This is a genomic window from Kitasatospora sp. NPDC091276 (genome assembly GCF_040684355.1).
Taxonomy (GTDB): Bacteria; Actinomycetota; Actinomycetes; order Streptomycetales; family Streptomycetaceae; genus Kitasatospora.
On the sequence record NZ_JBFBFU010000040.1, the window covers coordinates 18,082 to 31,576 of the forward strand.

The 13,495-nt window shown below is 71.3% G+C and carries 14 protein-coding genes and 1 pseudogene; 9 read left to right on the forward strand and 6 right to left on the reverse strand.

The window, feature by feature from the left end:
* Positions 1-18: 18 nt before the first annotated feature.
* The 4 genes from AB0O19_RS33970 to AB0O19_RS33985 form a co-directional block, all read right to left on the reverse strand.
* Positions 19-1,590, reverse strand: coding sequence for a class I adenylate-forming enzyme family protein (locus AB0O19_RS33970; protein WP_363625066.1), 1,572 nt, complete (start codon positions 1,588-1,590; stop codon positions 19-21).
* A gap of 228 nt (positions 1,591-1,818) precedes the next feature.
* Entirely contained in the window at positions 1,819-2,364 is a 546-nt protein-coding gene (locus tag AB0O19_RS33975) for an SRPBCC family protein (protein WP_363625068.1), read from the reverse strand.
* Between the two features lie 208 nt (positions 2,365-2,572).
* Positions 2,573-2,974, reverse strand: a complete 402-nt coding sequence (locus AB0O19_RS33980) for a GNAT family N-acetyltransferase (protein ID WP_363625070.1) — start codon at positions 2,972-2,974, stop codon at positions 2,573-2,575.
* 117 nt (positions 2,975-3,091) lie between these two features.
* A complete protein-coding gene (locus AB0O19_RS33985) occupies positions 3,092-3,505 on the reverse strand; it encodes a transcriptional repressor (RefSeq protein WP_363587051.1) in 414 nt (137 codons plus the stop codon).
* A 200-nt stretch (positions 3,506-3,705) separates the two neighbouring features.
* Between AB0O19_RS33985 and katG the strand changes: the two genes are divergently transcribed.
* On the forward strand, positions 3,706-5,940 hold the full coding sequence (gene katG / locus AB0O19_RS33990) for a catalase/peroxidase HPI (RefSeq protein WP_363625072.1): 2,235 nt from the start codon (positions 3,706-3,708) through the stop codon (positions 5,938-5,940).
* A 130-nt stretch (positions 5,941-6,070) separates the two neighbouring features.
* On the opposite strand, the pseudogene AB0O19_RS33995 reads toward katG, so the two are convergent.
* Positions 6,071-6,214: pseudogene (locus AB0O19_RS33995) on the reverse strand (LuxR C-terminal-related transcriptional regulator); the annotation flags it as partial.
* Between the two features lie 323 nt (positions 6,215-6,537).
* On the opposite strand from AB0O19_RS33995, the gene AB0O19_RS34000 reads away from it, so the two are divergent.
* Positions 6,538-6,684: a hypothetical protein gene (locus tag AB0O19_RS34000; RefSeq protein WP_363625074.1), complete on the forward strand. Its 147-nt coding sequence runs from the start codon at positions 6,538-6,540 to the stop codon at positions 6,682-6,684.
* Positions 6,685-6,700: 16 nt separating this feature from the next.
* Here AB0O19_RS34000 and AB0O19_RS34005 read toward each other — a convergent pair whose 3' ends face one another.
* Entirely contained in the window at positions 6,701-7,270 is a 570-nt protein-coding gene (locus tag AB0O19_RS34005) for a hypothetical protein (RefSeq protein ID WP_363625076.1), read from the reverse strand.
* A 367-nt stretch (positions 7,271-7,637) separates the two neighbouring features.
* Between AB0O19_RS34005 and AB0O19_RS34010 the strand changes: the two genes are divergently transcribed.
* The 7 genes from AB0O19_RS34010 (at position 7,638) to AB0O19_RS34040 (ending at position 13,494) form a co-directional block, all read left to right on the forward strand.
* The gene (locus AB0O19_RS34010) at positions 7,638-7,817 is read left to right on the forward strand and encodes a hypothetical protein (RefSeq protein WP_063346527.1); all 180 of its coding nucleotides are present in this window, start codon (positions 7,638-7,640) and stop codon (positions 7,815-7,817) included.
* Positions 7,818-7,998: 181 nt separating this feature from the next.
* Complete coding sequence (gene lanM, locus AB0O19_RS34015) at positions 7,999-9,936, forward strand: type 2 lanthipeptide synthetase LanM (RefSeq protein WP_363625077.1); 1,938 nt, start codon at positions 7,999-8,001, stop codon at positions 9,934-9,936.
* A 206-nt stretch (positions 9,937-10,142) separates the two neighbouring features.
* Positions 10,143-10,481, forward strand: a complete 339-nt coding sequence (locus AB0O19_RS34020; protein WP_363625079.1) for a hypothetical protein — start codon at positions 10,143-10,145, stop codon at positions 10,479-10,481.
* Positions 10,482-10,547: 66 nt separating this feature from the next.
* The gene (locus AB0O19_RS34025) at positions 10,548-11,432 is read left to right on the forward strand and encodes an IS5 family transposase (RefSeq protein ID WP_363625136.1); all 885 of its coding nucleotides are present in this window, start codon (positions 10,548-10,550) and stop codon (positions 11,430-11,432) included.
* Positions 11,433-11,824: 392 nt separating this feature from the next.
* The gene (locus AB0O19_RS34030) at positions 11,825-12,412 is read left to right on the forward strand and encodes an HAD family hydrolase (RefSeq protein WP_363625080.1); all 588 of its coding nucleotides are present in this window, start codon (positions 11,825-11,827) and stop codon (positions 12,410-12,412) included.
* A gap of 96 nt (positions 12,413-12,508) precedes the next feature.
* Positions 12,509-12,934 (forward strand): hypothetical protein, encoded by a 426-nt coding sequence (locus AB0O19_RS34035; protein ID WP_363625082.1) that lies wholly within the window; start codon positions 12,509-12,511, stop codon positions 12,932-12,934.
* Positions 12,931-13,494: a DUF6262 family protein gene (locus AB0O19_RS34040; protein ID WP_363625084.1), complete on the forward strand. Its 564-nt coding sequence runs from the start codon at positions 12,931-12,933 to the stop codon at positions 13,492-13,494. The genes AB0O19_RS34035 and AB0O19_RS34040 overlap by 4 nt, the downstream gene beginning before the upstream one ends.
* Position 13,495: the final 1 nt, after the last annotated feature.

Sequence of the window (13,495 nt, forward strand, 5' to 3'; positions counted from 1 at the left end):
CGAGATGGCTTCGCTCACTCATGGCTTCACGTCCTCCACGTCTTCCACGTCCGCCCGGGTGCCCTGCGGGGCGTCGGCGAGCAGCAGGCGGGCGAGCTCCAGGCGCTTGATCTTGGTGGTGGCGGTCCTCGGCAGCTCGTCCAGCCGCCGGTGGACCGGCTCGGCCATCGGCGGCAGCGACGCCGTGGCGCGCCGCCAGGCCGCCAGGTCCAGTGGTTCGTCGTCCTTGGTGCACACCACCGGCACGGCCCGGCCGTCCGGGCCGGGGATGATGATGACCTCGGCGAGGCCGGGCAGCTGGCCGAACAGGGTGTCCTCGGCCGCGAGGGTGCTGCCGAAGCCCTCGATCAGGTCGACCTCGCGGTCCAGCAGGTGCACGCAGCCCCACTTGGTGCGGTAGCCGACGTCGCCCATCCGCCACCAGCCGTCCGCCGACACCTGGGCGTCGTAGCGGTCCTGCTCGCCGAGATAGGTGACGATGCGCCCGTCGCTGCGCACCTCGATGAAGCCCGGGTTCCGTGCGGACGGCGGGTTGCCGTTCCGGCTGACGACCCGGACGTCGGTCATCCCGGGGAACGGCATGCCGACGCAGCGGCCGTCGTCGTCCAGGGTGCGGCGCCGGGTGAAGCCGCGGACGATGGCCGGGCCGACCTCGCTCTGCCCGTACAACTGGCCGAAGAGCGGCGAGCGGCGCCGGGTGGCGCGCAGCAACCGGTGCACGGTCCGCGGGTGGATCGCGTCGAAGGTGCTGCTGAACAGCTTGACGTTGGACAGCGGGCCGCGCGGGTCCTGCGCCAACTCCTCCCACTCCATGAAGGAGTTGGGGTGCGCCTCCAGGATGCCCGGCTTCAGCCGCGCGAACAGGTCGCCGACGTGCTTCGGGTCCGACTCGCGCAGCACGACCAGCGGGAAGCCGCGGTAGAGCGAGATCGCCAGCGCGGTGATCAGCCGGGAGTGGACGAAGGAGACGTGGATGGCGATGGTCTCCCGGCCCGGGATCAGCGGGGCGATGACGGAGGCCTGCGGGCGGTAGCGGGACTGCAGGCTGAACCCGGTGTGCACGGCCAGCTTGGGCGTCCCGGTGGTGCCCGAGGTGTGGGTGATCAGTGTCGGGTGGTCGGCCGGCATGATGACGGGTCTGACCCTCTCCACCCCGGCCAGCGCCCGCAGTTCGACGGCGTCCCGGTACGAGCCGGAGGTCAGCACCACCCGGTCGGCGAGGTCGAAGACCGTCTCGGGCAGCACGTTCTCCAGCTTCTCCTGGTCGGTCACCAGGAACGGCCGGTCGGTACGGCGGACCAGCTCGGCGACGGTCGCGCCGTCCAGAGCCGGCGACAGCAGGACCGGGACCGCCCCGATCCGCGCCGCCGCGCACGCGAGCAGCGTGATGTCGAAGCCGTCGGCCTTGTACACCACCACCCGCCGGCTCGGCCGCACGCCCGCCGCCCAGAGCCGGGACGCCAGGTCGTCCACCAGGTCCGACACCTCGGCGACAGTCGCCCTGCGGCCCAACTCCGGTGCCGCGTCGAGGTCGTGGTCGAGAATGAGGACGTTCGCGCCGTGTCTGGCCGCGGCGCGTTCGAAGAGCATCCCGAGCTGAATTCCCCGGTTTCCGATACGTTGAAGAAGCACCTGTACGCCTCCCGGGCCGCGGCTGTGCGCCGTCGGCGCCTGACGTGAATGGAATGGACACCACCCGCGGTGAAAGGGGCACCGTCCGAGGTGAATTGGCGTGCCCGGGCGTCCGAATGGCCGCGTGCCCGGGTACGAGCCCGGGAATTCCGGGCGAATCGCGGAAAGGCCGGATACCGTCCGGCGTCACGCCTCTTCGATGACGGCCTTGATGCGCTGCAGGGTGGCGGCCAGATCGCCGGAGATCTTGTCGCCCCACTCCGTGAAGAAGCGCTGCTTCTCGGCCGCGTCCATCTCCGCGGTGATGCCCTTGATGCCCTGGGTGGCCGAGTCCATGCGGAAGTGGTGGGTCAGCAGGCTGCCGCCGCCCTCGGCGGCTTCGATGTCGAAGCCCCAGATGCTCTCCTGCTTCTGGCCGTCCGAGTTGTGTATCGCCCATCGGAAGGTCCGGCCCGGCTCCGCGGTGACCACCTCGGACTGGGTCGTCCACCGGCCGCGGACCACCGGCGCCCAGGCGACGATGTCGTCGCCGCGGAGGTTGTCGCCGCGGAACACGGACCCGACGGCGGCCGGCTCGCCGACCGTCCATTCACCGCCCAGGCATTCCGGGCTCCATTCGCCGCTGCGCGGCAGGTCGCTGATCACCGCGTAGACCTCGATCGGTGTCGCGGAAATTCGAATGTCGGCGTCGGCGGAGAATATCGGCTGCTTCTCGTTGATGGTTTCGCCCATGCCGGGGATCGTCCCAGCCCGGCCCCGGCGGGGGTCAAGGGCGGGCCGGCGGGTCCGTCAACTCCGTGATTCCGTGTCAACTCCGCCCCGGTGCCGCGGCGAACGGCCGCGAACCGACCGGCATCGCGTACCACGAACCGGCCGGCACCGCGGGCCGCGAACCGGCCGTCCCCTCGAACCGCTACGAACCGGCCGTCCCCTCGAACCGCTACGAACCGGCCCGGATCTCGCGGGCGAAGTGCAGGGCGACGATCGACATCCGGGCCGCGTGATAAAAGCGGTGCGCGCCGTGGTTGGTCACCCCCGAGTCGAGCTCGATCCGGGCGCACCCCGCCCGCCGGGCCCGCTCCTCCAGCTCCGCCATCAGCCGCCCGCCGACCCCCGCCGACCGCACCGCGCGGTCGGTCACCAGGTCGTCGACGAACAGCAGCCGGCCGCGGCTGGTGGCCAGGACCCGGTGGGTCGCCACCCCGACGCACCGCCCGCGACCGTCGTACGCGGCGGTGAAGGCCAGCCCCTGCGCGTGCGCCTCGGCGGCGAAGGCGGCGAACCCCTCGGCGGTCAGGGCCGGCCTCAACTGCCGTATCAGCGGCCCGACATCGGCCGCCATGGCGGCGCTCCCCGGTGTGACGTCAACCATCGTCAGTTCCATCCCTCGATCTTCGCAGGGAATCCCGGTCCTCGGTCCGGGCGGGGATGTGAGTCCGGGCCCGTGGTCAGCCCGTGGTCAGCCCGCGCAGGCCGGGCAGAGGCCGCGGTAGGTGACGGCGGCGTCGGTGACGGTGAAGCCGAAGCGCTGGTCGGTGGGCAGGGCGGTGAGGGGGTCGTCGGTGGGGTGGACGTCGCGGATGGTGCCGCAGTGGGTGCAGACGAGGTGCTGGTGCGGGTGGTGGGCGTTGGGGTCGTAGCGCTTGGCCCGGCCGTCGGTGGAGACCTCGATGACCTCGCCGAGGGTGACCAGTTCGCCGAGGGTGTTGTAGACGGTGGCCCGGGAGATCTCGGGCAGGCGTTCGGCGGCTCGGGCGTGGACCTCGTCGGCGGTGAGGTGAACGTGCTCGCCGTCCAGGACCTCCGCCACGACACGCCGCTGGGAGGTGAGGCGCCAGCCGCGTCCGCGCAGTCGCTCCAGCAGGTCACTCATATCGGTTCACCTATTCAGGTCAATGGGAGGACCGGATTTTACCAAGTGATTGCGGCTTCTCTCCGGTTCCCGATCGGATATGGGTTTGGTGTCAATCTTGACGTGGATCGAGTCCATCGTAGGATCGGCTCCGGCGATAGCCTGGGTAGCAGGAAGTAGCAGTCAAGACACCGTGATCCGCCTTGTAGGGAAGGATTTCCATGTCTGAGAACCACGATCCCATCGTTACCGAACCCGAGCCGCAGGCGGAGGGCACGGGTGGCTGCCCGGTGGCCCACGGGCGCGCGCCGCACCCCACCCAGGGCGGCGGAAACCGCCAGTGGTGGCCGGAGCGGCTCAATCTGAAGATCCTCGCGAAGAATCCGGCCGTGGCGAACCCGCTCGGCGCGGACTTCGACTACGCCGCGGCGTTCGGATCCCTCGACCTTCCGACCGTGAAGCGGGACATCGAGACGGCCCTCACCACCTCGCACGCGTGGTGGCCGGCCGACTACGGGCACTACGGCCCCTTCATCATCCGGATGGCGTGGCACAGCGCGGGCACCTACCGGATCAGCGACGGCCGCGGCGGCGCCGGCGCCGGGCAGCAGCGCTTCGCCCCGCTGAACAGCTGGCCCGACAACGCCAGCCTGGACAAGGCCCGCCGCCTGCTGTGGCCGGTGAAGAAGAAGTACGGCCGCAACCTCTCCTGGGCCGACCTGATGATCCTGGCCGGGAACGTCGCCCTGGAGTCGATGGGCTTCGAGACCTTCGGCTTCGGCGGCGGTCGCGTGGACGAGTGGGAGCCGGACGAGGACGTCTACTGGGGCCCGGAGACCACCTGGCTCGGCGACGAGCGCTACACCGGTGACCGCCGGCTGGAGCGCCCGCTCGCCGCCGTCCAGATGGGCCTGATCTACGTCAACCCCGAGGGCCCCAACGGCACCCCGGACCCGCTCGCCGCCGCCCGCGACATCCGCGAGACCTTCTACCGGATGGCGATGAACGACGAGGAGACCGTCGCGCTGATCGCCGGCGGCCACACCTTCGGCAAGACCCACGGCGCGGGCCCGGCGGACAACGTCGGCCCCGACCCCGAGGACGCCCCGATCGAGCAGCAGGGCCTCGGCTGGAAGAGCACCTTCCGCACCGGCAAGGGCGGGGACGCGATCACCAGCGGCCTGGAGGGCGCCTGGACGGCCACCCCGGTGACCTGGGACAACAGCTTCTTCGAGACGCTGTTCGGCTACGAGTGGGAGCTGACCAAGAGCCCGGCCGGCGCCTTCCAGTGGAAGCCGAAGGGCGGCGCCGGAGCGGGCACCGTCCCGGACGCCCACGACCCGTCCAAGCGGCACGCCCCGACGATGCTGACCACCGACCTCTCGCTGCGCCTGGACCCGGTCTACGAGCCGATCTCCCGGCGCTTCCTGGAGCACCCCGAGGAGCTCGCGGACGCCTTCGCCCGCGCCTGGTTCAAGCTGACCCACCGCGACATGGGCCCGGTCGCCCGCTACGTCGGCGCGGAGGTCCCGGCCGATCAACTGGTGTGGCAGGACCCGCTGCCCGCGGTCGACTACCAGCAGATCGACGCCGCGGACGTCGCCGCCCTGCGGGAGCGGATCGCCGCCTCCGGGCTGTCGGTGTCCGAGCTGGTGTCCACGGCGTGGGCGGCGGCCTCCTCCTTCCGCGGCAGCGACAAGCGCGGCGGCGCCAACGGCGGCCGGATCCGGCTCCAGCCGCAGATCGGCTGGGAGGTCAACGAGCCGGACCGGCTGGCCTCGGTGCTGCGCACCCTGGAGGGCGTGCAGCAGGAGTTCAACGCCCGGTCCGGCGCCAAGCAGGTCTCGCTGGCGGACGTGGTGGTGCTGGCCGGCGGCGTCGGCGTGGAGAAGGCCGCCCGGGCGGCCGGCCGCGACGTGGTGGTGCCGTTCACACCGGGCCGGGTGGACGCGACGCAGGAACTCACCGACGTCGACTCCTTCGCGGCGATGGAGCCGACCTCGGACGGCTTCCGCAACTACGTGGGCAAGGGCAGCCAGCTGGGCGCCGAGTACCTGCTGCTCGACAAGGCGAACCTGCTGACCCTGAGCGCGCCCGAACTGACCGTCCTGGTCGGCGGCCTGCGGGTGCTGGGCGCCAACTACCAGCAGTCCCCGCACGGCGTCCTCACCGAGACCCCCGAGGCCCTGACGAACGACTTCTTCGTCAACCTGCTGGACCTGGGCACGGAGTGGAAGGCCACCTCGGAGGACGGGCACACCTTCGAGGGCCGGGACGCGGCCACCGGCGCGCTCAAGTGGACCGGCACCCGGGCCGACCTGGTCTTCGGCTCCAACTCCGAACTGCGCGCCGTCGCCGAGGTCTACGCGAGCGACGACGCGAAGGAGAAGTTCGTGGCGGACTTCGTCGCGGCGTGGGTCAAGGTGATGAACCTGGACCGGTTCGACGTCGCCTGATCCCGCGCCCGCCCGATCCCGTGATCCCGGGTTCCCGGGCGGCCGACGGGAGTTGGCGTCAGCCGTCCGGAGGGCGGTGAGGATCCGCCATCGGCCCGGAGGTGTACGCCTCCGGGCCGATGGCGGACCGCTACCGGGGTTGCGCCGCCGTGCCGACGCTGACCAGCCCGGTCTCGTAGGCGGCGACCACCGCCTGGGCCCGGTCCCGCAGGTTCAGCTTGCCGAGGATCCGGGCCACGTGCGTCCTGACGGTCGCCTCGGAGAGCCGGAGCCGCCCCGGGCGACGGACGCGGGTGCGCGCCGCCCGTCCGTACCTTCGTGCCGTCCACCAGGCGGGAACGTACGAGGAGCGGGGAACGAGCAGCGAACCGGTGATCGAGCTGAGCGGTGTGAGCCGCCACTACGAGGGCGCGCGGGCGGCCCTCGCCGAGGGCTGCGCCACCCGCACGGTCCGGATGCGGGACGGCCGGATCGCCTCGGACTCGGCGGTGGCGGCACGACCGCGCTGGGCAGGGTGGTGCGCGCGGGTGTCCGCCGGCGCCGCACGCAGTCCGTCGCGATCGGGCTGGCCGCCCTGGTGGCCACCACCTGCTCCGCTTGCCCGCCTCGGCCCTCGACGTGTTCGGCACGCCGGTGCTGGCGCTGCTCGGGTTCGGCGGCGTGCTGATCGCGGTGCTCGGGGCGCTGCTGCCCGCCGTCCGGGCGGCCCGGGCGCGGACGGTCGAGGCGCTGCGGGCCGAGTGAGGGGCCGCGCGGCGGGTCAGGCGCCCTCGCCGGGCGGGTGACCCTCCGCCTTGGGCTCCTCCGCCGTGTCCTGCTCCGCCGCGTTCCGCGCGGCCGGGTCCTGCTCCGCCTTGTGTTCGGCGGCCCGGACCTGCTCGGCGAAGGCCTGCGCGTCGATCCGCTCGACCGTGGCCCCGTGCCGGGAGGCCAGGTCGTCGGCCCGGTCGGGGGAGGACTCCCGGAGCTCCAGGACGAGCAGCGCGCCGCCGTCCGGGACGCGCGGCGAGAGCATGATCAGCCCGGCGCCGCCCTCCGTCGCCCGGCCCTCCTCGGCGGCGTTGCCGAGCGCCGCACCGGCCGCGAAGCCGAGCAGGACGCCGATCGGCCCGCCGACCAGGCCCACCAGGCCGCCGAGGACGCCGGAGCTGACGGTGGTCACGCCCGCGCCCCGGGTGAAGGTGTCCTGGATCTCCAACAGGCCGTCGGCGCTGCGCTCCAGCGCCGCCAGCTGCCGCAGGCCCGGCAGGTGCTGAGCCTCGTCGAAGGCCGTCCGCCACGCGGCGGCGTCCGGGAAGGTCAGCAGGACGACGTTGTGCTGCTCGCTCATCGCGCTCCGATCGGGCCGGGGGCGGGGGTTGCCGGATTCCATCGTGACCTTGGGTGCCCGGCCCGGCCACAGGAGCGACGGGCGGCGCGGACTGTCCGGGGCCCGGCCGTTCAAACGTGGGGCCTGGTTCAGGCCCCCGTCACTGCCCGGATTCCGGACAGGTGTAGGGCGACGGGAGGTTCGACGGGCGGCCGGGGGAGCGGGCGCGGCCTGCGGAAGCAGGACGGGCGGGGAGGCCTCGTCCCTATTTCGACCCTGGCCGAAATTGTGCCCGGTGCGCGGCACACCCCTGGTGCGGCGGGTGGGGCGGTGCCAGGATCCCGACCCGGCACGACCGTGCCAGACCCGAATGTCTGAAGGAGGCACCATGCAGCCCACGGCAGAGCAGGTCCGCGCGCTCAAGGACGAGGACTTCCGGCTCACCCTCGGCCAGGGCCACCAGGTCCACCCGGCCGGCGACCTGTCGGACGAGGTCTACGTGACCGCCGCGGTGCAGGCCAGCACCTGTGGCGGTTGGAGCAGCTGCGCCCACGTCTGCAGCTTCTGAGTCCGCCGTCCGCGGCGCGGACCCCGGTCGCACCGCCGGGGCCCGCGTCGCGGACGCGTGATACGGCCGGTGAGCGCGCGCGCCCCGGCCGCACCGCCGGGGCGCGTACGCCCGGTACCGCGACCGTCGAGCGCACAGCACCGCAACCGTCGTGCACGAACCGAGCATGGAGAGGCCGCCCGTGGTTGACGCGTCCGAAATCCGTCGGGCCGCCGCCCGAGCCGTCCCGCTCGCCTCCCGCGGTCCGCTGCCCGACCCGGACGCCCAGTGCGCCGAACGGACTGAACGGGCCGACCGTGCCGGGCGGATCCTCGACCGCTGGCGCGCCCAGCCGCCCTTCGACCGGGACGACTGGTTCGAGCGCCGCCTCGCCGCCGACCGTCTCGACCCGGACGGGCTGCGCGCCCTGCTCGCCGAACACCCGGCCGACCTCGCGGACCGCCTCGGCACCCCCGGCTGGGCCGAACGCCTCGCCACCGCCTTCGAGGCCGGGCACACCCTCGACCTCCCCGAGGAGCACGCCTTCGCCCGGCTCGTCGCCCCGCTGCTCGCCGACGCCCGCGACCGCCTGCGCACCGGCCTCGCCGAACTCGGCCCCGCCACCCCGGGCACGGCTTCCCCCGGTCCCGCCACCCTCGGCACCCCCGACCACCTCGCCGCCCTCGTCCTGCCCGCACTCACCGCGACCGCGCACACCACGGCCGTCCGCACCGTCATCACCGAACTCCACGTCGCCCGCCTCTCCGGCGAGTTGACCGGAGACACCCCCGAACAGCGCTACCGGAACTTCCTCGACCGGCTCACCGAACCCGGCCGTGCCGTCCGACTCCTCGCCGAATACCCGGTGCTGGCGTACCGGCTGGCCACCGCCGCCGAACAGTGGAACGCCACCTGCCTCACCCTGTACCGCCGCCTCGCCGCCGACCTCCCCGCCCTCGCCCGCACCTTCGCCGACGGCCGCCCGCTCGGCCGCCTCACCGAACTCGCCACCGGCCTCGGCGACCCGCACCGGGGCGGCGCCACCGTCAGCGCCCTGCGCTTCGAACACGGCACCCGGATCGTCTACAAGCCGCGCCCGCTCGGCGCCGAGACGCACTTCCAGCACCTCCTGCGCTGGCTCAACCCCATGCTCCGGCTGCCGCTGCACGACCTCGCCCACCTGGCCCGCGACGGCTACGGCTGGGTCGCCCACGTCGCCGCCGAACCAGCCCGTGACGACGTCGAGTTGAGCGACTTCTACCACCGCGCCGGCACCCTCGCCGCGCTGCTCCACACCCTCGACGCGGTCGACTGCCACGCCCAGAACCTGATCGCCGTCCGCGACCAGCCGGTCCTGATCGACCTGGAAGCGCTGTTCCACCCCGACCTGCCCGAACCCGCCAAGGACCTCTCCGAGTCCGAACGGCTCGCCCGCCACCAGGCCCGACACTCGGTGCTGCGCTCCGGCCTGCTGCCCGAGCGCATGTGGGACGAGGGCAACGGCGGCACCGACCTCTCCGCCCTCGGCTGGGATCCGGGCAGCCTCCCGCCGCGCCCCGCCCCCGTCCTGGTCGACCAGGGCACCGACCGGCTCCGCCTGGAGTACCACCGGATGCCCGTCGCGGCGCCCGGCAGCCGGCCCGTCCCGCCCGGGCGGCCGCTGCGCCTGGCCGACCACGTCGGCGAGCTCGAAGCCGGCTTCACCGAGGCCTACCGGCTGCTCGCCGCCCACAAGGGCGAACTCCGGGAACTCATACGGGCGTTCGCCGCCGACGAGACCAGGATGCTCCGCCGCGACACCTTCGAGCCCCGGTCCTGTCCGACCTCGCGGCCGGCCGACGAGCCCTCACCCACGAGGCCCTCGACGAACTGCCCGGCAGCCCGCCCCTCGCCCACCTCCGCCAAGTCCTCATCGGCGTCAGTGCCCTGCCGGAGCGCGACGAATACACGGTCCGCCTCGAACGCTTCCTCAAGGGCCTCCTCGCATCCCAGCAGGACCCCGAAAAACGCAAAGTCCTGCACCGGTATGCGATTTGGCACCTGGTCCGGCGGCGTCGCCAGCGCAACAACGGCCGCCCCCTCACCCCACAACAGTTCATATCCGCACGTCAACGTACCCACGCGGCCGTCGCCTTCCTGAATTGGCTGACAGCCCACGACCTCAGCCTGGAGACCTGCCGACAGGCCGACCTTGACCATTGGCTCACGGACGACTCCGCCACCTACCGCCAGACGGCCGGGCACTTCATCCGCTGGGCCCGCACCAACAAGCTCACCACCGTCCACGTCCCCGCCCTCCGCTGGAACGGCCCAACTCAACCACTCGACGACGAACATCGCTGGAACGTGGCACGCCGGCTCCTGCATGACGACACCCTCAAGGCCGAAGACCGCCTCGCTGGACTGCTTCTCCTCCTCTACGCCCAAGCGCCCTCGGCGATCCACCGGTTGACCACCGAAGACGTCGAGGTCGGCGCCCAGAAAGTACGTCTCCACCTCGGCGATGCACCCATCCACCTGCCCGAGCCCGTCGCCGCACTGGCCCGCACTGTCGCCGCGAACCGCAAGGGGCACGCGACCATCGGAGCCCTGGCCCCATCTCCATGGCTCTTCCCCGGCGGCCAGCCCGGACGGCCGATCAGTACTACACAGCTGACACAACCTCAGAAAGTGTTGGGTAATTGATCAACTTCGTGGCGTGATGCACTGGTGGTGATCGTCGCGGGCGAGGCATCCGCGACGATCACCGCCATGTGTGTCTGTTCGTGCAAGCCGTCCTATGAATCGTCGTTGACGGATGCTCAGTGGCTGGTCATCGAGCCGTTGCTGCCGGAGCGGGATCCGCGTCGGGGTGGCCGTCCTCTGAAGTTCCCGCGCAGGCTGGTCGTGGACACCGTGTTGTACGTGCTGGTCAGCGGGTGTTCGTGGCGGCTGGTGCCGCACGATCTGGCGCCGTGGGACGTGGCCTACCGGTGGTTTCGCGCCTGGACGGCCGACGGCACGTGGAATCGGATCCACGACGTGCTGCGTGAGCGGGTCCGGGTGGCGGACGGCCGGGACCCGCAGCCCTCGGCGGCGGTGCTGGACTCGCAGTCGGCCCGCAGCCATCAGGGCGGCGAGGCGATCGGCTACGACGCGGGCAAGCGCGTGCGGGGCCGCAAGCGCCACCTGCTCGTGGACACCTGCGGGCTGGTCTTGCGGGCGGTGGTGCACTCGGCCTCGGTGCAGGACCGGGCGGGCGCGAAGCTCGTCCTCTCCGGCATCCGTGAGCTGTTCCCGCAGGTCGGGCTCGTCTGGGTCGACGGCGGTTACGTCAACATCGTCGATGCGGGCCTGGTCGGCTGGGCGGCGGAGCACGAGAACCTGGAGATCGTCGCGGTGCCGCGCAATGCTGATGTGAAAGGCTTCCAGGTGCTGCCCCGCAGGTGGGTGGTCGAGCGGACATTCTCCTGGCTGGGACGGTGCAGACGGTTGGCACGGGACTACGAGCGCAAGACCGCGCATGCCGAAGCGATGATCAAGGTTGCCATGATCCGGCTCATGGCCGCCCGCCTCGCCGGCGAGGAGGTCGAACCGCGCGGCCCCATCGAGACCGAAGCCGCCCGCCGCCTCGCCGACGACCTCAAGAACGAGTGATCACCCGATTACCCAACACTTTCTCAACCAGCTCGGGATCCGACCTAATTAGGCCCGCAGCACCACGCTCTTCCAGCTCGCCACCGAGATCCCCGCCGCGGTCCTTGCCCGCACCCTCGGAATCCACACCGATGTCGCCGTCGCCTGGCAACGCCTCTCCGCAGGCGACTGGACCACCTACGCCACGGAAGTCGGCCGCCGCACCACCTCACAAAGGACATGAGCAACGTGCCCTCTCTCCCCATCGAAGCTGTGCTGTTCGATCTGGACGGAACACTTATCGACCACGATGCCGCTGCCGAAGAAGCGGTCACCACAAGCTTTCTCGGCCCCATCGATTCGCCCTCTCTCGAACGAGATCGAGTCGTCCGCCGCTGGCGAGAGCTGGAAGCATGGGCGATGGACCGTTATCTGGCTGGCGAACTGACCTTCCGCGAGCAACGCTGCCTGCGCATCACACGTCTTGCCGACGAGTCGGCCTCGGCCCGTGGTCAGACGAGCAGGCGAATGCCTGGTTCGCCCAGTACCTCACGCACTACGAGGCCGCTTGGCGGACCTACCGCGACGTGACCCCAGCCCTGGACGCCCTCACAGCCGCGCGCCAGCAACTTCGGCTCGGCGTGATCACTAACGGAGACGCTGACCAGCAACGCCGCAAGCTGAAACACGTCGGTCTCACCAGCCTGCTGCAGCATGCCACCATCTCCAGCGAGGCAGGCGCCGCCAAACCCGACGCGAAGATCTTCCGGACCGCATGCGGCAAGCTTCAGCTCCAACCTTCACAGGTGGTCTACGTCGGAGACCGACTCCAGACGGACGCAGAAGCGGCCATCGCCGCCGGGCTGCACGGGATCTGGCTCGACCGGCACGACGCCGCCTCCGTCACATCGGTCCCACGCATCAGGACACTGACCGAACTCGCTCCCCTTCTCACACAGCATATGAGCGTCCAGGGCGAGGCATTCGGACAGTTCCAATAACCGACGTCACCATTAAAGGTCTCCCTGGAGCGCAAACGCGCCGCCGTGGCCACCATGCGCCTGCAGGTCGTCGACCGATCCGGGAAACCCGCGCCCATGGCCTCGACCACCGCCTACCAAGCACGCTCCGTCGCCGTGCCCTACGGCAACTGCACCGAGCCGACCAACATCAAAGCCGGTGGGAAGAGCTGCCCGCTGCGCTTCCAATGCGCCGGCTGCGGCTTCTACCGCCCCGACCCCTCCTACCTGCCCGCCATCGAAGAACACCTCCACCAGCTGCGCACCGACCGCGAGACCGCCAGCGCGCTGGACGCAGCCGACTTCGTCACCCGCAACCTCGCCGACCAGATCGGCGCCTACACCGAAGTCGCCGAGAAGATGCACAAGCAGCTCGCGGAACTCCCCACCGACCAGCAGACCGAGATCGAGGAAGCCGCACGGATCCTACGCAAAGCCCGCGCCGCCGACGGCCACACCCTGCTCCCGCTCACCGTCATCAACCGCGGCCAGGGGGCCTCGTGACCAGTCCACGAACCCCCGGCCGGTTGCTTCGCGAGGCCCGCTGCAAGGACAGCCGCGACAAACGCGCTCGGGTCCTGCACATCATCGATGACCTCCCCACCCGCGGCGAGCCGGTCACCTTCACCGCGGTCGCCAAGGCCGCGGGCGTCTCGAACTGGCTCGTCTACGCCCCCGGCGTCCGCGAGCACATCGAAGCCGCCCGCACTCAACAGGCCCGCACCGCAACCAGAGGCGACGAACCCCGAGCTGCGAGCGGTGCCATGAATACGCGCACCGACCTGGAAGTTCTACGCGCCGACAACAAACGACTCCGCGGCCAAGTCGGCGACCTCAAGGATGCCCTGCAGCGTCAACTCGGCCGACAACTCGACCAACTGCAGGCGACCGACCTTACGGACCGGATCGGTGAACTGACCGCGCAGAATCAAGAGCTGTACAGCCAGCTCGCCCAGCTCCAACACGAGAATCGGGAACTTGAACGGAGACTCGCCGAGACCAACGACGACCTCGTCGCCGCCCGAGCGAGCCTCCGGCGCATGATCCGAATCGAGAACTCGTAGC

What these genes read in the sequence shown, in the direction of transcription:
- AB0O19_RS33970 (WP_363625066.1), bottom strand. Translation starts at nt 1,590, where the DNA reads ATGCTCTTCGAACGCGCCGCGGCCAGACACGGCGCGAACGTCCTCATT.
- AB0O19_RS33975 (WP_363625068.1), bottom strand. Translation starts at nt 2,364, where the DNA reads ATGGGCGAAACCATCAACGAGAAGCAGCCGATATTCTCCGCCGACGCC.
- AB0O19_RS33980 (WP_363625070.1), bottom strand. Translation starts at nt 2,974, where the DNA reads ATGGCGGCCGATGTCGGGCCGCTGATACGGCAGTTGAGGCCGGCCCTG.
- AB0O19_RS33985 (WP_363587051.1), bottom strand. Translation starts at nt 3,505, where the DNA reads ATGAGTGACCTGCTGGAGCGACTGCGCGGACGCGGCTGGCGCCTCACC.
- katG (WP_363625072.1), top strand. Translation starts at nt 3,706, where the DNA reads ATGTCTGAGAACCACGATCCCATCGTTACCGAACCCGAGCCGCAGGCG.
- AB0O19_RS34005 (WP_363625076.1), bottom strand. Translation starts at nt 7,270, where the DNA reads ATGAGCGAGCAGCACAACGTCGTCCTGCTGACCTTCCCGGACGCCGCC.
- AB0O19_RS34010 (WP_063346527.1), top strand. Translation starts at nt 7,638, where the DNA reads ATGCAGCCCACGGCAGAGCAGGTCCGCGCGCTCAAGGACGAGGACTTC.
- AB0O19_RS34025 (WP_363625136.1), top strand. Translation starts at nt 10,548, where the DNA reads ATGTGTGTCTGTTCGTGCAAGCCGTCCTATGAATCGTCGTTGACGGAT.
- AB0O19_RS34030 (WP_363625080.1), top strand. Translation starts at nt 11,825, where the DNA reads ATGGGCGATGGACCGTTATCTGGCTGGCGAACTGACCTTCCGCGAGCA.
- AB0O19_RS34035 (WP_363625082.1), top strand. Translation starts at nt 12,509, where the DNA reads ATGGCCTCGACCACCGCCTACCAAGCACGCTCCGTCGCCGTGCCCTAC.